The 23,640-nt window shown below is 72.6% G+C and carries 14 protein-coding genes; 7 read left to right on the forward strand and 7 right to left on the reverse strand.

All coding sequences use genetic code 11. From position 1 onward, the window contains the following. Positions 1-133: 133 nt before the first annotated feature. Together LPA54_RS03085 and LPA54_RS03090 are read right to left on the reverse strand one after the other, a co-directional pair. The gene (locus LPA54_RS03085; protein ID WP_228973501.1) at positions 134-1,687 is read right to left on the reverse strand and encodes a polysaccharide lyase family 1 protein; all 1,554 of its coding nucleotides are present in this window, start codon (positions 1,685-1,687) and stop codon (positions 134-136) included. Between the two features lie 504 nt (positions 1,688-2,191). Next, positions 2,192-3,721, reverse strand: a complete 1,530-nt coding sequence (locus tag LPA54_RS03090; protein ID WP_228973502.1) for a UDP-N-acetylglucosamine 1-carboxyvinyltransferase — start codon at positions 3,719-3,721, stop codon at positions 2,192-2,194. Positions 3,722-4,130: 409 nt separating this feature from the next. Here LPA54_RS03090 and LPA54_RS03095 point away from each other — a divergent pair, with 409 nt between their 5' ends. The 4 genes from LPA54_RS03095 (at position 4,131) to LPA54_RS03110 (ending at position 10,070) form a co-directional block, all read left to right on the forward strand. Further along, positions 4,131-6,470: an MMPL family transporter gene (locus tag LPA54_RS03095; RefSeq protein WP_228973503.1), complete on the forward strand. Its 2,340-nt coding sequence runs from the start codon at positions 4,131-4,133 to the stop codon at positions 6,468-6,470. 269 nt (positions 6,471-6,739) lie between these two features. Next, entirely contained in the window at positions 6,740-7,093 is a 354-nt protein-coding gene (locus tag LPA54_RS03100; RefSeq protein ID WP_228973504.1) for a YciI family protein, read from the forward strand. Between the two features lie 16 nt (positions 7,094-7,109). Further along, positions 7,110-8,375, forward strand: coding sequence for an RNA polymerase sigma factor (locus tag LPA54_RS03105; protein WP_228973505.1), 1,266 nt, complete (start codon positions 7,110-7,112; stop codon positions 8,373-8,375). 87 nt (positions 8,376-8,462) lie between these two features. Further along, positions 8,463-10,070 carry a hypothetical protein gene (locus tag LPA54_RS03110; protein ID WP_228973506.1) on the forward strand — a complete coding sequence of 536 codons (1,608 nt, stop codon included), beginning with the start codon at positions 8,463-8,465 and terminating at the stop codon, positions 10,068-10,070. Between the two features lie 133 nt (positions 10,071-10,203). On the opposite strand, the gene LPA54_RS03115 is transcribed toward LPA54_RS03110, so the two are convergent. The 3 genes from LPA54_RS03115 to LPA54_RS03125 form a co-directional block, all read right to left on the reverse strand. Further along, positions 10,204-11,292 carry a polyprenyl synthetase family protein gene (locus LPA54_RS03115; RefSeq protein WP_228973507.1) on the reverse strand — a complete coding sequence of 363 codons (1,089 nt, stop codon included), beginning with the start codon at positions 11,290-11,292 and terminating at the stop codon, positions 10,204-10,206. Positions 11,293-11,299: 7 nt separating this feature from the next. After that, positions 11,300-12,307: a UbiA family prenyltransferase gene (locus LPA54_RS03120; protein ID WP_228973508.1), complete on the reverse strand. Its 1,008-nt coding sequence runs from the start codon at positions 12,305-12,307 to the stop codon at positions 11,300-11,302. A gap of 64 nt (positions 12,308-12,371) precedes the next feature. Next, on the reverse strand, positions 12,372-12,701 hold the full coding sequence (locus tag LPA54_RS03125) for a putative quinol monooxygenase (RefSeq protein WP_228973509.1): 330 nt from the start codon (positions 12,699-12,701) through the stop codon (positions 12,372-12,374). Positions 12,702-13,102: 401 nt separating this feature from the next. On the opposite strand from LPA54_RS03125, the gene LPA54_RS03130 reads away from it, so the two are divergent. After that, positions 13,103-15,937, forward strand: coding sequence for an aconitate hydratase (locus LPA54_RS03130; protein ID WP_308112792.1), 2,835 nt, complete (start codon positions 13,103-13,105; stop codon positions 15,935-15,937). Positions 15,938-16,033: 96 nt separating this feature from the next. Here LPA54_RS03130 and LPA54_RS03135 read toward each other — a convergent pair whose 3' ends face one another. Both LPA54_RS03135 and LPA54_RS03140 read right to left on the reverse strand, forming a co-directional pair. Then, on the reverse strand, positions 16,034-16,651 hold the full coding sequence (locus LPA54_RS03135) for a DUF4291 domain-containing protein (RefSeq protein ID WP_228973511.1): 618 nt from the start codon (positions 16,649-16,651) through the stop codon (positions 16,034-16,036). 90 nt (positions 16,652-16,741) lie between these two features. Continuing rightward, a complete protein-coding gene (locus LPA54_RS03140) occupies positions 16,742-20,578 on the reverse strand; it encodes a GH92 family glycosyl hydrolase (RefSeq protein WP_228973512.1) in 3,837 nt (1,278 codons plus the stop codon). Between the two features lie 422 nt (positions 20,579-21,000). Between LPA54_RS03140 and ngcE the strand changes: the two genes are divergently transcribed. Then, complete coding sequence (gene ngcE / locus LPA54_RS03145) at positions 21,001-22,488, forward strand: N-acetylglucosamine/diacetylchitobiose ABC transporter substrate-binding protein (RefSeq protein ID WP_228973513.1); 1,488 nt, start codon at positions 21,001-21,003, stop codon at positions 22,486-22,488. 224 nt (positions 22,489-22,712) lie between these two features. Next, entirely contained in the window at positions 22,713-23,636 is a 924-nt protein-coding gene (locus tag LPA54_RS03150) for a carbohydrate ABC transporter permease (protein ID WP_228973514.1), read from the forward strand. Positions 23,637-23,640: the final 4 nt, after the last annotated feature.

Raw genomic sequence — 23,640 nt, forward strand, 5'->3', positions numbered from 1 at the left:
CTCACGCGTCCCCGGCGGGCGACCGCGTGCCCCTCCACGCGGCGCGCACGGGCCGGCGTCCGGATCCGCAGGCGGGACCGCCGGTGTCCGGGTCCGGCGACGACGGACCCGGATCGGCGGGTGACAGGGGCCGTTACCCGGCGTAGGTCTCGTACTCGGCGACCTTCGGCGTACCGGTGGACCCGGTGATCTCGAAGGTGATCTTCTGCAGCGACGTCCGCGCGAAGGAGATGACGCCCGCTCCGCTGCCGGAGGTCAGGACGGCGCCGGTGTCGGCGTTGACGAGCCTCCAGGAGCCGATGCTGCCGGCGGATCCGGCCGCCTCCCGTATGTGCACACGGGAGACCGCGGTGGGGGAGCTCCACTTGATCGAGACGGAACCGGTCGAGCCGGTCGGCGACCAGTAGGTGCTCAGGTCGCCGTCCCGTACGTTGCCGTAGCTGGTGCCGTCAGCCTTGCTGGAACCGTCGGAGCCGGCCCCGATGCTGAGATTGGTGCCGCTGGGGGGCGTGGGCGTCGGCGTGGGTGTGGGCGTCGGGGTCGGTGTAGGGGTCGGCGTGGGGGTCGGGGTCGGCGTCTGGGGTGAGCAGTTGCCGTCCGACACCCGCAGGCCCTTGTCGGCGCCTGCCGTACGGCTCACGACGTCCGGTACGCAGCCCGCGGCGTCCAGGCCGTAGGCGTACGGGATGCTGACGGTGGTGTTGGACCGCGGGTCGGGTCCGGCGGGGTTGTACTCGCCGCCGCGGGGCGACCAGGTCACGTTGTCGAAGACGTTGCCGCTGACCTGCCAGTATCCCGCCGCGTCGGTGTAGAAGGTGCCGAGGACGTCCTTGGAGTCCTCGAAGTAGTTGCCGTCCACCTTGGCGCGGGCCCCGGCCCGGGAGTTGATGCCCGAGTCGTTGAGGCTCTTGTAGTGGTTGTTGTAGATGTGGGCGATGCCCCCGCGCAGCAGCGGAGCACGGGAGTCGATGTTCTCGTACAGGTTGTGGTGGAAGGTGACGTAACCGTTGGAGGTGTCGGTCTCGCTGGAGCCGATGAGTCCGCCACGGCCGGAGTTGCGCAGGGTGCTGTAGGACAGCGTGACGTACTGGGTGTTGTCCTTCATGTCGAAGAGGCCGTCGTACCCCTCCGCCTCGCCGCCCGAAGCCTCCAGGGTGACGTGGTCGACCCAGACGTTGCGTACGTTGCTCTCCATGCCGATGGCGTCACCGCCGTTGGATGTGGGGGAGCCCGACTTCTTGACGTTCCGCACGGTCACGTTCTGGATGATGATGTTGCGGGAGTCGCGGATGTGGATGCCCAGTTGGTCGAAGACGGCTCCGCTTCCGACCCCGAGAATGGTGACGTTGCTGATCTGCTTGAGCTCGATGACTCCGTCGGCGGTGCTGCAGCTGCCGCCCGACACCTTGCTGGTGTTGGCGTGGTTGATCCTCCCCTCCACCTGGATGACGATGGGGGTGCTGCTGCTGGCCCGGCCGCACAGTGCCGCGTGGATCGCGGTTCCCGTGGTCGCCCGCACCGTCTGCCCGCCCGCCCCGCCGGTGGTCCCGCCGTTCTGGCTCGCGTAGCCGGTCGCGCCGGCGGCCGCCGCCGACGCCTTCGGCATCGGCAGAACCGCGCCCGCGGCGCCCGCGATGGCCACGGTGGCCAGCGCCGTACAGAGTCGTAGTCCGACCCTTCGTCTCATGGTGGCTTCCCTTTCGTCTTCACCTGTCGGCGCCGTGATGGCGGCACCGGTCGCCACCGTCGGCTCGGCCGGGCGACGGCGGATGGTTCGGGAAAGCGCTTTCTGGCCGCGAGAATAGGGTCCGCCCACTGGAGTGACAAGGTTCCGCGCACCGGTTGGTTCAGAAACGGGAACGGCGCATCCCTCAGAGGCGCCCAGCGGGCGCGCTGTTGACCGCCATTCAGATATGGACACGTGCCGGGCGGGGTTGTGTCCGACGTCGGAGCGTCCTGCGGTGGACCCTCGCCCCGCGCGCACCGCTCCCGCGACCTGCCGGCGGGAGGGGCGGCACCGCCATCGACGCGATCTTCGCGTGACCATGGCCGCCGGCGGAACTGTGAGCCCAGCGCAGCCCGCCGCCTGCCGCCGGCCCGAGTCCCGGAGAATCGCGGAAATGCCGCCGCCCCCCTCCTTGACCCGCTGAACAGCAGGTCAGGAAGGGTGCGACGGCACGGCATCCGTGGGTCAGATGTCCCGGAAGATCTCGATCTGCGCGCCCACCGAGTTGAGGCGTTCGGCGAGGTCCTCGTACCCCCGGTTGATGACGTAGACGTTGCGCAGCACGGACGTCCCCTCCGCCGCCATCATGGCCAGGAGGACCACCACGGCGGGGCGCAGGGCCGGCGGGCACATCATCTCGGCGGCGCGCCAGCGGGTGGGGCCCTCCACCAGGACGCGGTGCGGGTCCAGGAGTTGGAGGCGGCCGCCGAGCCGGTTGAGGTCCGTGAGGTAGATGGCGCGGTTGTCGTAGACCCAGTCGTGGATGAGGGTCTGGCCCTGCGCGGAGGCGGCGATGGCCGCGAAGAACGGGACGTTGTCGATGTTCAGTCCCGGGAACGGCATGGGGTGGATCTTGTCGATGGGCGCCTCCAGCTTGGAGGGGCGCACGGTCAGGTCCACCAGCCGGGTACGGCCGTTGTCCGCGGTGTACTCGGCGGAGCGGTCGTGGTCGAGGCCCATTTCCTCCAGGACCGCGAGCTCGATCTCCAGGAACTCGATGGGGACCCGGCGGATCGTCAGCTCCGACTCCGTCACCACGGCGGCGGCGAGCAGGCTCATCGCCTCGACCGGGTCCTCGGAGGGGGAGTAGTCGACGTCCACGTCGATGTGGGGGACGCCGTGGACGGTGAGCGTCGTGGTGCCGATGCCCTCGACGCGTACGCCCAGCGCCTCCAGGAAGAAGCAGAGGTCCTGGACCATGTAGTTGGAGGACGCGTTGCGGATGACGGTGGTGCCGTCGTGGCGTGCGGCGGCCAGCAGCGCGTTCTCGGTGACGGTGTCGCCGCGTTCGGTCAGGACGATGGGGCGGTCGGGGGAGACCGACGGGTCGACCTGGGCGTGGTACAGGCCCTCGGTGGCGGTGATGTCCAGGCCGAAGCGGCGCAGGGCGATCATGTGCGGCTCGATGGTGCGCGTGCCCAGGTCGCAGCCGCCGGCGTAGGGCAGCTTGAAGGAGTGCACGCGGTGCAGGAGCGGGCCGAGGAACATGATGATCGAGCGGGTGCGGCGGGCCGCGTCCGCGTCGATCGCCTCCATGTTCAGCTCGGTGGGAGGCACGATCTCCAGGTCGCGGCCGTCGTTGACCCAGCGGGCCCGGACGCCGATGGAGCTGAGGACCTCCAGCAGCCGGTAGACCTCCTCGATCCGCGCGACGCGGCGCAGGACGGTGCGGCCCTTGTTCAGCAGCGAGGCGCACAGCAGCGCCACGCAGGCGTTCTTGCTCGTCTTGACGTCGATGGCGCCGGAGAGGCGGCGGCCGCCGACCACCCGGAGGTGCATGGGTCCGGCGTAGCCCAGGGACACGATCTCGCTGTCGAGCGCCTCGCCGATGCGGGCGATCATCTCAAGGCTGATGTTCTGGTTGCCGCGCTCGATGCGGTTGACGGCGCTCTGGCTGGTGGCCAGCGCTTCGGCGAGCTGCGTCTGTGTCCAGCCGCGGTGCTGGCGGGCGTCACGGATGAGCCTGCCGATGCGTACGAGGTAGTCGTCTGCCATGGAGGCAGGTTATCTCACATATGAGATGACCTTCTCGTCGGGCTGGGCCATCCGCGTCGACCTGGCGTATCAGCGCATGTCAGGACGCGTTCTCGGGGCGCCGGTTGGCGGCCGGCGCCGGGTGAGGTCGCGTCACCCCTCTCTGGGTACCCCGGTTCGACCGTTTCTCTCGGAAAGCGTCCGAAGTTGCCCGAATCGGGCGGACGGCCCCTGCGGGTGCGTGCGTGCGGGTGCGTGCGTGCAGGGGCGCGGAGGGGTGTCGAGGCGAGGCCGGGGGCGAGGTGTCACGTGTTCACAAGCGCATCCCGTGCGGCAACGCACCCGTGGTCCACGGACGGCGAGCGACCTAAGTTATGCCGGAACATCACCACAAGCAACATGCCAGGGGAAACCCGGTAGGGATACAGCGATGTTGACCCGACTTGCCCGTCTCGCCATCAACCGGCCGAAATGGGTCCTCGTCGGCGCGCTACTGGTCGTGGTCGTCTGCGGCGTCTTCGGCGCGTCGGTGACGGACCGGCTGAAGGCCGGCGGGTACACCTCGCCGGACTCCCAGTCGGCCCGCGCCACGAAGCTCATCAACGAGCACTTCGACGGCGCCCAACCCAACCTCATCGTCGCCGTGACGACCGACGCGGGCGCCGACAGCGCCGCGGCCCGCGCCGCGGGCGCCGAGATCACCCGGTGGATGGGCGAGCGCGACGACATCGAGGGCGTGCAGTCGTACTGGAGCCTCGGCCCCGGCGCCGGGGCCGCTCTGCGCAGCGAGGACGGTGACAGCGCCCTCGTCACGGCGCGGATCGACGCCAGCGACACCGACCTGCCGAAGGTCGCGGAGCGGGTGAAGGAGGACCTGCCGCGGCCGGACGGGGTCACCGTGCTCGTCGGCGGCTACGGCCCGCTCACCGCCGAGATGGAGAGCCAGGTCACCCGGGACGCCACCATCGGCGAAGCCGTCGCCTTCCCCATCTCCCTCATCGTGCTCATGGTCGTCTTCGGCAGCCTCGTCGCGGCCGGCCTGCCCCTGCTCATCGGCGCGGTGTCCATCGTGACGACGCTCGCCATCCTGCGGCTGGTCACCACCTTCGCGGACGTGTCCATCTACGCCCTGAACATGACCACCGTGCTCGGGCTCGCCCTCGGCATCGACTACAGCCTCTTCATGGTGAGCCGGTTCCGCGAGGAGCTGCGCAACGGCCTCGACGTGCCCGCCGCCGTCCTGCGCACCGTCCAGACGGCCGGCCGCACCGTCATGTTCTCCGCGGTGACGGTGGCGCTCGCGCTCGCCGCGCTCATCGTCTTCCCGATGTTCTTCCTCAAGTCGTTCGCCTACGTCGGCGTCGCCGTCGTGATGGCCGCCGCCCTCGCCGCCGTCCTGGTGCTGCCCGCGGCCCTCACCCTGCTCGGCCACCGCGTCGACCGGTACGACGTCCGGGTCCCGCTGCGCCGCCGGTTCGGCCTGAAGCCCCCGCGGTGGGTGGCGCCCGAGGAGAGCCGCTGGTACCGCATGGTCGTGGCCGTCACGCGCCGCGCCGTGCCCGTCGCCGTGCTCACCACCGCCGCCCTGCTGGTGCTCGGCGCGCCCTTCCTGTCGTCCAAGTGGGGCTACCCCGACGACCGGGTGATCACCGCGTCCGCGGCGGAGAGCCGCCGGGTCGGCGACCTCCTGCGGGAGGGGTTCGCGCAGGACGCCGCCGCCTCCACGACGGTCGTACTGCCCGGCTACGACGGCGCCGCCGGCGAGCTCGCCCCGTACGCCACGGCCCTCTCCCGCGTCGACGGCGTGACGACCGTCGTCAGCGGCGGCGGCACCTTCGCCGACGGCGCGCGGGTCGGACCCGCCGCGGCCGGGATGGTGAACGACGCGGGCGCCGTCGTGCGCGTCGGCACCGCGGTCGACCCGTACTCCGACGACGGCGAGCGGCTGCTGGACGCCCTGCGCGACGTGCGCGGGCCGGCCGACGCGCTCTTCGCCGGCGCCGCCGCCGAGAACCAGGACGTGCTGGACGCGCTCACCGAGCCCCTGCCGTACGCGGCCGCGCTCATCGCGCTCACCATGTTCGTCCTGCTGTTCCTCTTCACGGGCAGTGTGGTGCTGCCGGTGAAGGCGCTGCTGATGAACACGCTGTCGCTCGCCGCCGCGTTCGGCGCGATGGTCTGGGTCTTCCAGGAGGGCCACCTCTCCGGCCTCCTCGGCTTCACCCCGACCGGCTACCTCGTCGCGAACATCCCGGTCCTGATGTTCTGTCTGGCGTTCGGCCTGTCCATGGACTACGAGGTGTTCCTCCTCTCCCGCATCCGCGAGGAGTGGCTCGCCTCCGGCCGCGCCACCACCGAGGACAACACGCACGCCGTCGCGATGGGCGTCGCCAGGACCGGACGGGTCTTCACCGCCGCGGCCCTCCTCATGGCCATCGTCTTCATCGGCATGGGCGTGTCGAAGGTGTCGTTCATGCAGCTCTTCGGGCTCGGGCTCGCCCTGACGGTCCTGGTGGACGCCGTCGTCGTCCGCTGTCTGCTCGCCCCGGCGATGATGCGGCTGATGGGCCGCTTCAACTGGTGGGCGCCGCCCGCGCTGAGCCGGCTGCACGCGCGCATCGGCCTCACCGAGGAGGCGCACCCGGCCGCGGCCCCGCCGGCCGGCCGGGGCGCGTCCGCCGGCGGCCCCACCGGCGGCAAGGACGCCGCCACCCGTGCCGATGCCGGCGCCGCCGCCGACGACGGCTCCGTACGGGCCGACGGCCGCTGAGCCGGCCGACCCGTCCCGCGGCCGCCCGGCCGCCCTGCCCCTCCCGCAACCGCCCCCGCACCGTGCGCGCCGTCGCCGGTCCGGGGGCGGACGCGTCCCGGGCCGCGCCCGGCCGGCCCACCGGTGAAGATCCTGTGATCTTCCGTCACGCCCCCGCCGCCGGGTGGGAGAAAGGGGCGGCGTCGTCGCGCTCCCGCCGACGGCGGGCCGTACGACCGGTGTTGTACCGTGAGCGGGCGGTTGCCGGGGGCAGCGAAGGGCACGGAGCGGTGGCAGAGTACTTGCTGTTGATCTACGAGGACGAGGCGCGGACGAGTGCCCTGGAGCCGGCGGCGGACGCCGCGCTCGTCGACGAGTTCCAGCGGTTCATGGCGCGCAACGCCACCCGGGTGCGGGAGGGCAGGCGGTTGGCGCCGACCTCCGCCGCCGTGTCCGCCCGCCGCGACCCCGACGGCGGGGTGCGGATCAGCGACGGCGCGTTCGTGGAGTCCAAGGAGGTCGTCGCCGGGTACTTCCTCGTCGAGGCCGCGGACATGGACGAGGCGCTCGCCGTCGCCGGGCAGGTCCCCGTACCGCACGGGGGCGTCGAGGTCCGCCCGATCCGCCCGGTTCCGGACGCCTGACATCGACCACCCCCGGATGGACGCGACCGTCGCGTCGGTGGTCGCCGACGCGCACCGCCGGCAGTGGGGCTTCGTGCTCGCCGCGACCGTACGCGTCACCCGCGACCTCGACCTGGCCGAGGAGTGCGTGCAGGAGGCGTACGCCCAGGCGCTCACGCAGTGGGCCGCCGACGGCGTGCCCGACCGCCCCGAGGCGTGGCTCACCACCGTGGCCCGGCGCCGCGCCGTGGACGTCGTCCGCCGCCGCGACACCCTCCGCGGCAAACTGCCGCTGCTCGCCGAGGACGGCACCGCGCCCCCCGCCGACCAGGACATCGCCGGCCGGGACATCCCGGACGACCGGCTGCGGCTGATCTTCACCTGCTGCCACCCGTCGCTCGACGTCGACACCCGCGTCGGCCTCACCCTGCGGCTGGTGTGCGGCCTGTCCACCGCGGAGACCGCCCGCGCCCTGCTCGTCACCGAACCGGCGATGGCCGCCCGCATCACCCGCGGCAAGAAGAAGATCAAGGCGGCCCGCATCCCGTACCGGGAACCGCCGCCGGAGGAACTGCCCGCGCGCGTGGACGCCGTCCTCGACGTCGTCCACCTGGTCTTCAGCACCGGCTACACCGCCCCGTCCGGCGACCGGCTGCAACGCCGCGACCTGGTCGAACGCGCCGAGCACCTCGCCCGCGTCCTGCACCGGCTGCTGCCCGGCCGGTCCGGACCGGCCGGGCTGCTGGCGCTCATCCTGCTGACGGACGCCCGGCGGCACACCCGCACCCGCCCCGACGGCTCCCTCGTGCCGCTCTCCGAGCAGGACCGCACGCGCTGGGACGCCGCGCAGATCCAGGAGGGGCTGCGGCTGGCCGGGGCGGCCCTGCGGCACCGGCCGCCCACCCGGTACGCGCTCATGGCCGCCGTCGCCGCCGTCCACGCGCGCGCCCCCGGCTGGGAGGCCACCGACTGGCACCGCATCGTCGACCTGTACGACACGATGCTGCGCGTGTGGCCGTCGCCCGTCGTGGCGCTCAACCGGGCCATCGCCCTCGGCCAGGCCCGGGGCCCCGCCGCCGGCCTGTCCGCGCTCGACGAGCTGGCCGCCGAACGGCAGCTGTCCGGCTACCAGTACCTCGCGGCGGCCCGCGCCGACTTCCTGCGGCGCCTCGGGCGCACCGGCGAGGCGCGCACCGCCTACCGCGAGGCGCTGCGCGTGACGGAGAACGCGGTGGAACGCGAGTTCCTGCGGTCGCGTCTGGACGAACTCGCGGAGGAGGGCAGCGAGGAACGCGGCGACTGATCGCACCGGATTGTCGATCCGGGCGTGCGCTCGTCCGACGTACGGGTGAGGAGCCTCAGAGGGAGGCCCCAGTCGTATGGGGGAGCGTTGACCAGCTCGGCCGAAGCCGTGGTCCCCGTCAGGACCGAGGCCCGTACGCACGCCCGCCCGGCAGCCGCGCCACCGCCCCGGGAACGGGTCCCGACGCGGGCGGCGCTGCGTTCCGTCGGCGGCGGACTCACCGCCGCGCCGGCCCCACCGCGCACCGGGCCGCCCCCGGCCGGTGACCCGCGCCCGGCCCCGCCCGCCCGGCAGCCCCGGCCCGCACAGCCCGATCCGGCGGAGCCCCGGCCCGCCGGGCCCGATCCGGCGGAACCCCGCCCCGCCGCGCAGTCCGCCCACGCCCCGGCCGCCGCGGTAGGCGCCACCACCGCACCCCCCGCCGACGCGTCCTGCGCGCCGCCCACCGACGCGTCCTGCGCGCCGCCCGCCGGGCCGGCCGTCACGCTCGCCGAGCGCAGGGCGCTGACCCACGCGTACGCCACCCGGTACGCCCGCGCCGGCAAGCAGGAGAAGTCACGCATCCTCGACCGGGTCTGCGCCGCCACCGGCTGGCACCGCAGCCACGCCCGCCGGGCCCTGCTGGACGCCTCCCGGCCCCGGCCCGCCAGGCCCGCACGCGGTGGCCGCACCCCCTACGACGCGGACGTCGTCGCCGCCCTGACCTTCTGCTGGACCATCCTCGACATGCCCGCGGGCAAGCGGCTCGCGCCGGTGCTGCCCGAGCTGGTGCCGGTACTGCGCCGCCACGGCGAGCTGGCCGTCGACGACGAGACCGCGGCGCTCCTGACGGGGATGTCCGCCGCGACGATCGACCGCCGGCTGGCGCCGCTGCGCCGAGGGTCCGGCGGCCCGGTCCCCGCCGCCCGCATCCGGCCCGGTTCGCTGCTGCGGGACGAGCCGCCCCTGCTCACCTGGACGGAGTGGGACCACACCAGGCCCGGTTTCCTGGAGGTTGCGGTCGTCCACCACGACGCGGGGGGCGGGCGGGGCGGCCACGGCGGACGGGACGGCCACCTGCTGACCGTCTCCGCGACCGACATCGCCACCGGCTGGTCCGAGAACCGCACCGTCCGGGCCGTCAACTGGCTGCCGTACGCCCTCGACGAGATCGCCGGGACGCTGCCCTTCCCCGTCCTCGGCATCGAGTCCGGAGACGGCGACGCCCGGACCGGGGAGATGCTGCTGCGGTGGTGCGAGCAGCGCCGGGTCACCCTCACCCGCGCCCGCCCGTCCCGGTCCGGGAACCACCACGTGGGGCAGAAGAACTGGAGCACGCTGCACGCGGTCGCCGCCGGCCACCGCTACGACACCCGCGCCCAGGCGCTGCTGCTCAACCGGATCTGGGCGGCGCTGTCGCAGCTGACGAACCACTTCTGTCCGCAGCAGCACTCGGTACGGGTGACCGGCCCCGACGGCCGGCGGCGCAAGGAGTACGACACGGCCACGCCGCTGCGGCGCACGCAACGGCATCCCGCCGTCAGCGCCGAGGACAAGGCGATCCTCGCCGACACCCACGCCCGCCTCAACCCGGCCGCCCTGCACCGGCGCGTCCGGGCACTGACGGGACGCCTCCACCTGACGGCGGAGGGCGCGGCGGTACGGGACGCCACCGGGGAGCGCCCCGGCGACCGGGCACCCGGCGCCGCCTCCTGACACCGACCCGCGCCCCCGGCCACCGCGACACGGGCCCACCGGCCACCGGCCCACCGGCCACCGGCCCACCGGCCACCGGCCCACCGGCCCACCGGCCACCGGGCCACCGGCCCACGGGAAAGGCGGCCCCGCCTCACCGGCTCCGCTGGGTCGCGTCGAGCGCCATCGCCGTGAGCCGTTCCCGCGCGGGGCGGGTCGCGCCGCTGCGCTCCAGGGCGGCGACGGCCCGGTCGCGGCGGCGGGCGATCTCGCGTTCCACGTGCGCGACCGCGCCCAGGCCGACGAGGATGGCGCGGACCGAACCGAGGTCGTCCTCGGAGAGGTCCGTGCCGATCCTGCCGCGCAGGAAGCGCGCCGCGGCCGGGTCCCGGTCGTCCGCCCGCCTCAGCGCCGTGGCGAGCAGCACCGTCCGCTTGCCCTCGCGGATGTCGTCCCCCGACGGCTTGCCGGTCACCTCCGGATCGCCGAAGACGCCCAGCACGTCGTCGCGCAGCTGGAAGGCGATGCCGATGTCGGTGCCGAAGGCCCGGTACGCGGCGACGAGGCCCGGGTCGGCGCCCGCGGCGGCCGCGCCGATGTGCAGGGGCCGCTCCACCGTGTACGAGGCGGTCTTGTACCGGTCCTTCAGCAGTGCGGCGTCGGCGCTCTCGTCGCCGCGGGCCTCGGCCGTCAGGTCGAGGAGCTGTCCGCACAGGACCTCGGTGCGCATCGCGGACCAGACCGGGTCGACGCGGGCCAGGCCGCCGGCCGGCAGCCCCGCCGTGCGGAGCATGTCGTCGGCCCAGACGAGGGCGAGGTCGCCGACGAGGAGGGCGGCGCCCGTGCCGTACGCGTCCGGGTCGCCGGACCAGCCCCGCTCCCGGTGCCGGTCGGCGAAGGCGACGTGCGCCGCGGGGAAGCCGCGGCGGGTGCGCGACGCGTCGACGATGTCGTCGTGGATCAGCGCCGAGGCGTGCAGCAGCTCCAGCGCCGCGCAGGCCCGCAGCACCGCCGGCGCGGTCGGGCCGTCCGGGTCGCCGCCGGCGCCCAGCCAACCGGTCCACGCGAACGTCGGCCGTAACCGCTTGCCGCCGCGCAGGACGTACTCCTCCAACTGGGCGACCGCCGTGGCGTAGCCCTCGCCGATCACCTCGGCCGCGGCCCGGCGCTCGGCGAGGAACGCCCGCAGGGCCGTGTCGACGGCCGCCGTGCCGGCCGTGGCCTCGCGGTGCTCGACGGTCATGCGCGGCTCACCGCCCGATCAGGACGAACGCGGCGAGCACCACGGTCGCCCAGCTCAGCAGGGAGGAGTGGTACGGCCCGAGGAGCGACTTGCCGTGCAGGTCGGCGACGGCCTCGTGGAGCGGCGCCCGACGCACGTCGCGCACGACGCCGTCGAGGAACCGGATGCTCAGCAGCCAGGCGGCGACGAACGGCAGCAGCCCCCACGAGAAGCCGAACGCCACCGGCACCGAGACGAGGATCAGTGCCCCGCCCGCGACGAGCATGGCGAACTGCACCCGGAAGGCCCGCACCAGCCCGAGGGCACGCACGTACGTGCGGACGCCGAAGCGCCCGTCCACGAGGTAGTCCTCACCGTGGCTGGTGACGAAGAGCGAGGTGAGGGCCAGGGCGAAGCCGAGGACGGCGGTGACCGACCCCCACTCCAGCGGGTGGCCGAAGGACCAGAGCACGAACAGGCCCGGCAGGAACACGCAGCCGTTCTGCAATGCCGCCAGCTGCCACAGCCCGGCGCTCTTGAGGTGCAGCGGCGGCAGTGAGTACTGGAAGCCGATGAGCCCGGCGGCGAGCGCCGGCAGCAGCATCTGCCACTGCTGGGCCCGCACGGTGAGGTAGACGGCGAGGGTCGCGCAGACGACCGTGGACACGGCGATGTGCGCCACGACGCGCGGCACACCGAGCCCGTACACGGCGTCCGACTGCCGCGATTTGAGCTGCCGGTCCTGCTCGCGGTCGGCCAGGGCGTTCGTCATGTTCGCGACCTGGAGGCCGGAAATCACGTAGACGAGGGTGAGGAGCGCGTCGAGCGACGCGAATTCCGCCCAGGAACGCGCCCCCAGGAAGGCCGGTGTGAGGACGAGCGGAACGTAGACGGGGAGGAATTCGTAGCGGCGGATGACGAGGGCGTACTTCAGGCGCGCGGCCAGCGGGGCACGCTCGCCGGGCACACCCCGCGGGTCGGTCAGAATGGCGGCGAATTTCGCACCGAGTGTCGTCGCGGTGCCGGTGCTCGACATGAGTCCGTCCCTTCTGCGATCGGAGGGAAGCGTGGGATGTGTCCCGGCGGGCGGCCCCGCGCGCTCAGGCGGCGCCGAAGACGGAGGCCACCGAGTAGACGCCCGGCGCGGGCTTGCCGAGGGCGGCGGTCCTGCGGCCGTACTCCTGGGCGGCGGGGTCGGCGAGGGTCGCCTGGATGTCGTCCTGGCCGCGCCACTGGGCGAGGTTCACGACCTTGGTGCCGTCCTTGCCGGCGAGCACGGTCGCCGAGACGAAGCCGGGTCGGTGCCGGAACACCTTCTCGACGCCTTCGTTGAGGAGCGCCACGAGTTCGTCCTGCTTCGAGGGCTCCACCTCGAAGACGTTGATGAGGGTGAGCAGATTGTCTTCCGCGCGAATCACCGTTTCGGTCATGCGCGGAAACTAACAACGGCGCAAACCCCCGGACAACGCCCGCGTTGACTCACGGCACATGCGCGCAAAGGGCGGTGCGCGGAATTCCGTTTCTTCCCGCACCGAGCCCGCCGCGCCGCCGCGGACCTCGACGGGCCGGGGCCCGCGGCTGCCCGGCGGAGGGCGGTGGCGGGGCCGCGCCGGACCGGCGGCCCGCCCTGGGGGCGGATCCGGTCGCGCCCGGGCATGACCGCGCAGCGGTGATGTACTAGAGTTATCTCGACATCGAGATATCTGCTGACGACGCACCGCGGTCGCCCGTGCCGGTAAGGGTCACCTAACTGAGCCTTACCTTAGCGGATCGGCGAGAAGCCCTGGCGGCAGGATGCGGTTGAACGCGCACATTGATGAAGGAGACTGTCGTGTCGGCGAACAGCTTCGACGCCCGCAGCACGCTGCGCGTGGGCGACGAGTCGTACGAGATCTTCCGGCTGGACAAGGTGGAGGGCTCCGCCCGCCTCCCGTACAGCCTCAAGGTCCTGCTGGAGAACCTGCTCCGTACCGAGGACGGCGCGAACATCACCGCCGACCACATCCGGGCCCTCGGCGGCTGGGACTCCCAGGCCCAGCCCAGCCAGGAGATCCAGTTCACCCCGGCCCGCGTGATCATGCAGGACTTCACCGGTGTGCCGTGTGTCGTGGACCTCGCCACCATGCGCGAGGCCGTCAAGGAGCTCGGCGGCGACCCGTCGAAGATCAACCCCCTGGCCCCGGCCGAGCTGGTCATCGACCACTCCGTCATCGCCGACAAGTTCGGCACCGCGGAGGCGTTCGGCCAGAACGTCGAGCTGGAGTACGGCCGCAACAAGGAGCGCTACCAGTTCCTGCGCTGGGGCCAGACCGCCTTCGACGAGTTCAAGGTCGTCCCGCCCGGCACCGGCATCGTCCACCAGGTCAACATCGAGCACCTGGCCCGCACCGTCATGGTCAGGAACGGCCAGGCGTACCCCGACACCCTCGTCGGCACCGACTCCCACACCACCATGGTCAACGGCCTCGGTGTGCTCGGCTGGGGCGTCGGCGGCATCGAGGCCGAGGCCGCCATGCTGGGCCAGCCGGTCTCCATGCTGATCCCGCGCGTCGTCGGCTTCAAGCTGACCGGCGAGCTGCCCACCGGCACGACCGCCACCGACCTGGTGCTGACCATCACCGAGATGCTGCGCAAGCACGGCGTCGTCGGCAAGTTCGTCGAGTTCTACGGTGAGGGCGTCGCCGCCACCTCCCTCGCGAACCGCGCCACCATCGGCAACATGTCGCCGGAGTTCGGCTCCACCGCCGCGATCTTCCCGATCGACGACGAGACGCTGAAGTACCTCAAGCTCACCGGCCGCTCCGAGCAGCAGGTCGCGCTCGTCGAGGCGTACGCCAAGGAGCAGGGCCTGTGGCTGGACCCGGCCGCCGAGCCGGACTTCTCCGAGAAGCTGGAGCTCGACCTCTCCACGGTCGTCCCCTCCATCGCCGGCCCGAAGCGCCCGCAGGACCGCATCGTCCTCGCCGAGGCCGCCGAGCAGTTCAAGGTCGACGTCCTCAACTACGTCGAGGCGGGCGTCACCGGCGGCGACGACCGCAAGCCGGGCGTCCCGCAGCAGGAGCAGCCGCACGGCGTGGCGTCCCCGGTCGACGAGGCGAGCGCCGAGTCGTTCCCCGCCTCCGACGCCCCCGCCTACGGCCACGACGACAACGGCGCCGGCGCCCCGCAGCACGACGAGGCCACGGACCGGGCGGTCCCGTCCAACCCGGTCACCGTGACCGCCGCCGACGGCTCGACGTACGAGATCGACCACGGCGCCGTCACCGTCGCCGCGATCACCTCCTGCACCAACACCTCGAACCCGTACGTCATGGTCGCCGCCGCGCTCGTGGCGAAGAAGGCGGTCGAGAAGGGCCTGACCCGCAAGCCGTGGGTCAAGACCACCCTCGCCCCGGGCTCGAAGGTCGTCACCGACTACTTCGACAAGGCGGGCCTCACCCCGTACCTCGACAAGGTCGGCTTCAACCTCGTCGGCTACGGCTGCACCACCTGCATCGGCAACTCCGGCCCGCTGCCGGAGGAGGTCTCCAAGGCCGTCAACGACCACGACCTCGCGGTCACCTCGGTCCTCTCCGGCAACCGGAACTTCGAGGGCCGCATCAACCCCGACGTCAAGATGAACTACCTGGCGTCCCCTCCGCTGGTCGTCGCGTACGCCCTCGCCGGCTCCATGAAGGTGGACGTCACCAAGGACGCCCTCGGCACCGACCAGGACGGCAACCCGGTCTTCCTGAAGGACATCTGGCCCTCCGAGGCCGAGGTGAACGACGTCGTCGCCAACGCCATCGGCGAGGACATGTTCAACAAGTCCTACCAGGACGTCTTCGCGGGCGACGCCCAGTGGCAGGCGCTGTCGATCCCGACCGGCGACACCTTCGAGTGGGACCCGCAGTCCACCTACGTGCGCAAGCCCCCGTACTTCGAGGGCATGACGATGGAGACGACGCCGGTCGCCGACATCACCGGCGCCCGCGTCCTCGCCAAGCTGGGCGACTCGGTCACCACCGACCACATCTCCCCGGCCGGCGCCATCAAGGCCGACACCCCGGCCGGCCAGTACCTCACGGAGCACGGCGTCGAGCGCCGCGACTTCAACAGCTACGGCTCGCGCCGCGGCAACCACGAGGTCATGATCCGCGGTACGTTCGCCAACATCCGCCTGCGCAACCAGATCGCGCCGGGCACCGAGGGCGGCTACACGCGCGACTTCACGCAGGACGGCGGCCCGGTGTCGTTCATCTACGACGCCTCCCGCAACTACATCGACCAGGGCATCCCGCTGGTCGTGCTCGCGGGCAAGGAGTACGGCTCCGGCTCGTCCCGCGACTGGGCCGCCAAGGGCACCGCGCTCCTCGGCGTGAAGGCCGTCATCGCCGAGTCGTACGAGCGCATCCACCGCTCGAACCTCATCGGCATGGGCGTCCTGCCGCTCCAGTTCCCGGAGGGCGCGACCGCCGAGTCGCTCGGCCTGACCGGCGAGGAGACCTTCTCCATCGCGGGCGTCACCGAGCTGAACGAGGGCACCACGCCCCGCACGGTGAAGGTCACCACCGACACCGGCGTCGAGTTCGACGCGGTCGTCCGCATCGACACCCCCGGCGAGGCGGACTACTACCGCAACGGCGGCATCATGCAGTACGTGCTGCGCAACCTGATCCGCGGCTGAGCCACCCCACCCCGCGCCGGAGGGCCGCACCCCGTCTCACACGGGGTGCGGCCCTCCGGCCGTCACCGGTCCGGTCCCCTGGGGGCGGCGCGGTGCTCACGCCGCTGCCGGCGGGGCCGTCCCGCCCACCCGGTCCAGCAGCCCTTCGGGCGTCGGGTACGGGGCCTCCCGCGGCAGCAGCCGCCGGGCGCCGTCCAGGTCGCCCGCGCGGACCAGGGCGTGGACCTCGTGGGCGAGCGGCGTGACGTCGGTGATCGACACCGTCCACTCGTCCGCGTACCGCCGGGTGGCCTCGCCGGCCAGGCCCAGCTGGAGGGAGCGGTACGGCAGCGGGCGCAGGCGCAGGTCGCGCTCCGGGTCCCACTGCACGCGGGCGGGGGCGTCGCGCAGCTCGCGCCGCCACGCCTCCGGGGAGGCGTGCAGGCCGGGGCGGTGGTGTGACAGGCACGCGCGGCGCAGCGCCCACTCGAACCCGGCCCGGTCGATCTCGACGGCGAGGACGGTCTCCTGGGCCTCCTTCGTGGCCCAGCCGCAGCGGTACATCATCCACAGGAACGACGGCTTGACCCACGTCATCCGGTCCCGCTTCCAGGAAGCCGGGAACCTCCCCTCACGCGCGGCCGGCAGGCCGATGGCGGGGGAGTACGCCTGGTAGACGGTGACGGTCGTGTCCGTGTGGAGCGCGCGGACGACGCGCTGGTGCGGTTCTTCCATGGCCCCAGGCTCCCGCCGTCCGCGGGGCGCGGGCCAGTGATTTATCCACCCGCCCGCGCCCACCCGCCCGCGCCCCGACACCGGCCGGGTTCAGCCGCGGGGCGGCGGAGCCAGCAGTTCCACCTCCGCCAGCTCCCGGCCCGTACCGGAGGCGACCAGTCGGTAGGACGTGTACGTCCCCGGCCGGGCCGCCGTGAACACGCGCGTCTGGCGGTCCCAGCGGAAGACCTCGCCCGACCGCCGGTCCACCTCCCGCCAGCGGGCGCCGTCCGCCGAGCCCTCCAGCACCCAGCCGTCCGGGGCGGTCGCCGCCGCCGCGGAGGTCAGGGTGTACTGGACCGCGCGGACCGGCCCCGGCACCGGCAGGTCCACCGCGCCCGACACCGGCCCGGCCGTCGCCGAGGTGTCGTCGAACAGCGGACCGGTCCCCGACAGGGCGTCACGCCGGGGAGCGGGCACGCGGTCGTCCCGGGTGACGGAGGAGGGCGCCGCGTCCGCCCCCGTGCCCCACGTCGAGGGCCGCGGCCCCATGTCGAACTCCAGCGTCCCGCCCTCGGCGAGGAGCCGGTGCGGCAGCGCGGTCGACGTCCAGCGTTCGCCGTTGACGCGCAGCCCCTGCACGTAGACGTTCCGGGGGCTGTTGCGGGGGGCCTTGACGACGAGGACCGCCCCGGCGTCGGTGCGCACCGTCGCCTTGGTGAACAGCGGCGACCCGACGGCGTACTCGCCGGCGCCCATCACCAGCGGGTAGAAGCCGAGCGCGGAGAACAGGTACCAGGCCGACTGCTCGCCGTTGTCCTCGTCGCCGTGGTAGCCCTGCCCGATCTCGCTGCCCACGTACAGCCGGGACAGCACCTCGCGGACCTTCTCCTGCGTCTTCCACGGCTGCCCCGCCGCGTCGTACATGTAGGCGACGTGGTGGGCGACCTGGTTGGAGTGGCCGTACATGCCCATCCGCACGTCCCGGGCCTCCGTCATCTCGTGGATGACGCCACCGTACGAGCCGGCGAACTCGGGCGAGCCCGTCTCCGGCGTCCCGAAGTACGCGTCGAGCTTCGCCGCGAGGCCCGCGCGCCCGCCGTACAGGTTCGCCAGGCCCCGGCTGTCCTGCGGGGCGGTGAACGCGTAGCCCCAGCCGTTGGTCTCGGTGTAGTCGTACCCCCACACCCGCGGGTCGTAGGAGGCCGACGGCACCCGCCACCGGCCGCGCGCGTCCCGCCCCTGGAAGAAGCCGGCCTCCGCGTCGAAGAGCGCCACGTACCCGCGCGCCCGGTCCAGGAAGTACGCGGCCTCCTCCGCGTAGCGCGCCTCACCGGTCCTGCGGTGCAGCTCGCGCGCCATCCGGGCGAGGCCGAAGTCGTTGACGTACCCCTCCATCGACCAGGACAGGCCCTCGTGCGTCTCCGTCGAGGCGTACCCCGTGAACGGGGAGGTGGCCATGCCCTTGCGGCCCACGCCCCGGCCCGGAGGGAGCACCGTCGCGTTCTTCAGCGCCGCCTCGTAGGCCGCCTCCGCGTCGAAGCGGACGCCCTTGACGTACGCGTCGGCGAACGCCACGTCCGACGACGTGCCGGTCATCAGGTCGGCGTACCCGGGAGACGACCAGCGGGAGATCCAGCCGCCGTCCCGGTACTGCTGGACGAAGCCGTCCACCAGGGCGCCCGCCCGGCGGGGGGTGAGGAGGGAGTACGCGGGCCAGGTCGTGCGGTAGGTGTCCCAGAAGCCGTTGTTGACGTACACCTTCCCGTCGACGATCCTCGCGCCGGTGTGCGTCGGGGTGTCGGGGCCGGTCTGCGGGGAGAACGGGCTGGCGTAGCGCCACCGGCCGTCGACCCGCTCGTGGCCGGAGTTGGGGTAGAGGTACAGCCGGTACAGGCCGGAGTAGAGCGTCGTGAGCTGGTCGCGCGTCGCGCCCTCGACGCGCACCCGGCCGAGGACCTCGTCCCACTGCGCCCGCGCCGCGGCGACGACCCGGGCGAACGGGGTGCCCGCCGGGATCTCTGCGGCGAGGTTGCGCCGCGCCTGCTCCACGCTGATCAGCGACGTCGCCATCCGCAACCCCACCGTCCGGTCCGGGCCCGCGTCGAACCGCAGGAATCCCCGGACGCCCTCCGCCGACGAGGCGGTGACCGGCGCGTCGAACACGCCGTGGACGAACATGCGGGTCGCGCCCGTCGACAGGCCGCTCTTCACGTCCGAGTAGCCGGTGAAGGAGCTCGTGGCCGGGTCGAGCGTCAACCCGCCCTCCTGCGTGATGTTGTCGAACACCACCGACGCGTCGTCGCCGGGGAACGTGAACCGCATCGCCGCCGCGTGGTCCGCCGGGGCGATCTCCGCCGTGAGGCCGTTCTCGAAGCGCACGCGGTAGTGGTGCGGCCGCGCCGACTCGTTCTCGTGGCGGAACTCCAGTGCGCGGGCCGTCCGTTCGGTGGGCGGTGCCCCCGGTCCCGGCGCGGCCGACGGCATCACCTGGAACGTCTGCCGGTCGCCCATCCAGGGGCTCGGCTCGTGGCTGGCGCTGAACGCCTGGAGGGCGGGCAGGTTGTTCGCGGTGTTGCCGCGCGCGTACTCGTACAGCCAGCTCTTCGACGCGGCGTTCGTCACCGGCGTCCAGAAGTTGAAGCCGTGCGGCACGGCCGTCGCGGGGAAGGTGTTGCCGCGCGAGAAGGAGCCGCTGGAGTGGGTGCCGCGCACCGTCGAGACGTACGCGGAGGGCTCGGCGCCGACCGGTTCGGGTGCCGCGCGGCGCAGCGCGATGTCGTCGATCCACCCCTGGAAGCGGGCCGGCCCGCGCGGCGCGTCGTACGCGACCAGGATCCGGTCCACGACGCGGCCGGCCGCGACCGCGCCGATGCCGGAGGTGACCTGGTTCCACTGGTTGGCGTAGAGCCGCTTCGCGGCGGCCTGGCCGCGCGGGGTGAGCGCCCCGCCGTGGCTGTCGGTGGCGCCCAGGTCGCTGAGGTAGGTGCCGTCGGTGAACGCCAGGTCCACCGCGACGTGCGTCGCCGGGTACGAGAGGTCGGCCCCGGTACCGCCGGGTCCGGCCGGCAGGGTGGGGTGGACGCGGTACGACAGCTCCGTGGCGGGGCCGACCGCGACGTGCACGTCGAGGACCTTGTTGTACGAGTGGCCCGGCCCGGCCGTCCGGTGCGTCCCGGCGTACCGCAGCGCCCGCAGGCCGGTGAAGCCGGCGTGCGCCTTGGCGGTGGGCGAGCCGGCCGGGCCCCGGTCGACGTGGCTGCGCATGGTCGGGGGCGCGGGTGCCGCGCCGTCCCCGTCGGAGAGGTGGACGTCGGCGAGCTGCAGGGTGGCGGGGGCGCCGTTGTTGGCGGTGATTTCCAGCCGGTAGTGCGCGTACCGGGCCGTGTTGGCGAAGTGGTACGTACGTGTCCGGAAGCGCTCCGCGAACGTCTCGCCCGCGCGCGTGTCGAGGGCCGTCCACCGCGTGCCGTCGGCGGAGCCGTGGAGCGTCCAGTCCCTCGGGTCGCGTTCCGCGTGGTCGTTGGCGGAGGTGAAAGCGTAGGAGACGACCGGAATCGGTTCTTCCAGCGTGAATTCGAGCCAGGCGGTCGAGGCGAAGGTGAGCCATTTCGTGGTGGGTTCGGCGTCGAGGAGGTTCTCCTTCGTCTCGCCGGCCTGCGCGTGCTCCCCGCTGGCCCGCACCCCGGTGACCCGGTCCGTCACGTCGCCGGGGATCCCGGTGGCGAAGGCGCCGTCCACGCCCCGCGCCCGCTCCCGGCCGTCCGGGCCGGTCTCGACGGTGTCGCGCCAGTCGGGCGGGGCCTCGTCCGGTTCGAACGAGGAGCCGAACTCCGTTGCGGGGGCGGCCGGTCGGGCCGGTGACGCCTGTACGGCCGGGGGCGCCCCGGCCACGAGCAGCGAGACGGCCGCCAGGACGGCGGCCGTGCGAAGAGGTCGTAACCGCATCCGTCGCTACCTCCCGATCGCGCGCGGACAACGTTGTCAACTCGATGGCGCGGGGACCAGTAGGGAGGCAGGGGGAGGGAGGTGTCAAGGGTTCGCGCGGGGCAGGGCGGCGCGATTCATTCCTTCCGGTGATCGAATCGAGCTTCGATTCACGCCGCGCTGTGAGGAATTCCCCCGAGGTCTCAACTAGGGAAAGACTCCTGCCGAATACTGTTATCGATCTTGCCCCGTCGACCAGAAGTGGACTATACCTGTCGGCGTCCGCGCCGGCCGTCCCGAGACGGCCGGGCGGTGCGCTGCTCCCTGCACGAACCGGCACGACCCAGCTGCACGAGACCGCGGTGGCGGGGCCCTTCGCCTCTGGCGAGTCGTACGGGCGACCGGCGCACCGCCTGAGTCCTGGAGAAGGCGAGGACTTGAGCATGGGATCCACCTCCGCCCGCAACGACGGCGACGACGGCTCCACCCCCGAGGGCGGCACGGGCCGCGCGGGCCACGGCCGCCGAGAACTCCTCCGGCGGTCCGCCGCGCTCGGCCTGATCGCCGTGCCCGCCACGGGCCTGCTGTCCGCCTGCGCGACCGGGGGCGGCGGTGGCGGCGGCGACGGCGCGACCGCGCCCGCCGGCGAGAAGACCGACAAGAACCCGCTCGGCGTCAAGGAGGGCGCCCCGCTGGAGGCGTTCATCTTCAAGGGCGGCCTCGGCGACCAGTACGCCAAGGACGCCGAGGCCGACTACAAGGCCACGTACAAGGCGGACGTCAAGCACACCGGCACCCAGCAGGTCGGCCCCAAGCTCACCCCGCGCTTCGCCGGCGGCAACCCTCCCGACGTCATCGACAACTCCGGCGCCGACCACCTGGACATGAACAAGCTCTCCACGCAGGGCCAGCTCCAGGACCTCGCCGCGCTCCTGGACGCCCCGTCCCTGGACGACCCGGCGAAGAAGGTCCGGGACACCATCCACCCGAGCACCGTGGAGAAGGGCAGGCACGGCGATACCTTCGACGTGCTGTACTACGCCTTCACCATCTACGGCACCTGGTACTCGCAGAAGCTGCTGGAGTCCAGGGGCTGGGCGTACCCGAAGACCCTCGACGAGATGGTCGCCCTCTGCGGCGAGATCAAGAAGGCGGGCATCGCGCCCTGGACGTACGCCGGGAAGTATCCGTACTACGTCCACTTCAACCTCTTCGCCCAGATCGCCAAGATCGGCGGCATGGAGAAGTGGACCGCCATCGACAACCTGGAGCCGGGCGCCTGGACCTCCAACGACGCGGTCCGCCAGGTGGTGGAGCACTACGAGGAGCTGGCCGCGAAGAAATACTTCCTGGAGGGCAGCCAGGGCCTCACCCACATCCAGTCGCAGACCGCGTGGAACCGGGGGAAGGCCGTCTTCCTCCCCAACGGCTCCTGGGTGGAGAACGAGTCGGCGCCCACGACCCCCGACGGTTTCGGCATGGCGGTGGGCGCGCTCTTCGACGGCACCGGCGACGCGATGCCGCACGGCACCCTGCGCGCCGAGCCGAGCGAGCCGTACATCGTCGCGGCGAAGGGGGCCAACCCGGTCGGCGGCATGGAGCTGCTGCGCATCATGCTGTCGCGCAAGCACGCGCAGAACTTCGCGACCAAGGTGAAGTCGCTGACCTGCGTCGTGGACGCCACCGAGGGCATGTCCCTCTCGCCGGGGCTCGCCTCCGCCAGCAAGGTCTTCAAGGAGGCCGGCGACAACCTGATCAGCCTCCAGCTCCAGGAGTGGTACCCCGCGCTCACCGACGAGAAGATCGGCGGCCTCACCGGGCAGCTCCTCGCCGGCGAGCTGAAGGCCGCCGACTGGATCAGGAAGACCCAGGCGGAGGCCGACCGGGTGGCCAAGGACCCGTCCGTCACGAAGTTCAAGCGCACCGCCTGACCGCGACCGGCGGCCGGCCGTCCCGGCATCGGTCGTCCCGGCACCGGGCCGGCCGCGCGCGCCGGCGCGGCCGGTCGCCGGCGCCGGGACGGCCGATACCGGGCGCCGGCCACCGTTGCCGGTCGCCGATCGCTGGTGACCGGTTGCTGGTGACCGGTCGCCGGGTGCCGGTCACCGTACGCCGGTCGTCGGTCGGCTGATGAGGGGAAGGGGCCGCGAGCTCCATGCAACACGGCAAGTACCGATTCATCCTGGGCTTCCTCGCCCCACCTCTGCTCGTCTACGCCGTCTTCGTCGTCTCGCCGTTCGTGCAGGCCTTCCAGATCTCGCTGACGGACTGGTCGGGACTGGTCGGCACGGCCCGCTTCGTCGGCGCGGACAACTTCGTCCGGCTGTGGGGGAGCGAGGAGTTCTGGAACGCGCTGCGCCACAACGTCTACATGCTGGTGTTCGTCCCGCCGGTGACGCTCGCGCTCGGCCTGTTCTTCGCGTTCATGCTCAACGTGGGCGGCAGGCGGCGGCCGAATCAGGTCGTCGCCGGCGTGGCGGGCTCCCGCCTCTACACGTTCGTCTTCTTCCTCCCGCAGGTCATCTCCATCACGATCATCGCCGTCATCTGGTTCAACATCTACAACCCCGACCCGGACGACGGCATGCTCAACTCCCTCCTCGGCGCCGTCGGTCTGGAGGGGCTGCAGAACGCCTGGCTGGGGGAGAAGAGCCTCGCGCTGTGGTGCATCAGCGCGGTCATGGTCTGGGGGCACGTCGGCTTCTTCGTCGTGCTGTTCTCCGCCGCGATGGCCTCCGTCCCCCGCGACGTCTACGAGGCGGCCCTGCTGGACGGCGCGGGCCGGTCCGTGACCTTCTTCCGGATCACGCTGCCGCTGCTCTGGGACACCGTGCAGACCGGCTGGGTGTACATGGGGATCATCGCCCTGGACGCCTTCGCCCTGGTCCAGATCATGTCGGTGAACATGGGCGGACCGGACGGCGCCACCGACGTCATGCCGCTGCGGCTCTACCTGACCGCCTTCCGCGACAGCCAGTACGGCTTCGCGGCCGCGATGGGCGTCGCGATGCTCGTCGTGACGATGGCCTTCGCCGTGCTCACGCTGCGCTTCGCGCGCCGTGAGCGGATCGAGTACTGAGGGG

This window comes from Streptomyces sp. DH12, from assembly GCF_020873895.1.
GTDB lineage: Bacteria > Actinomycetota > Actinomycetes > Streptomycetales > Streptomycetaceae > Streptomyces.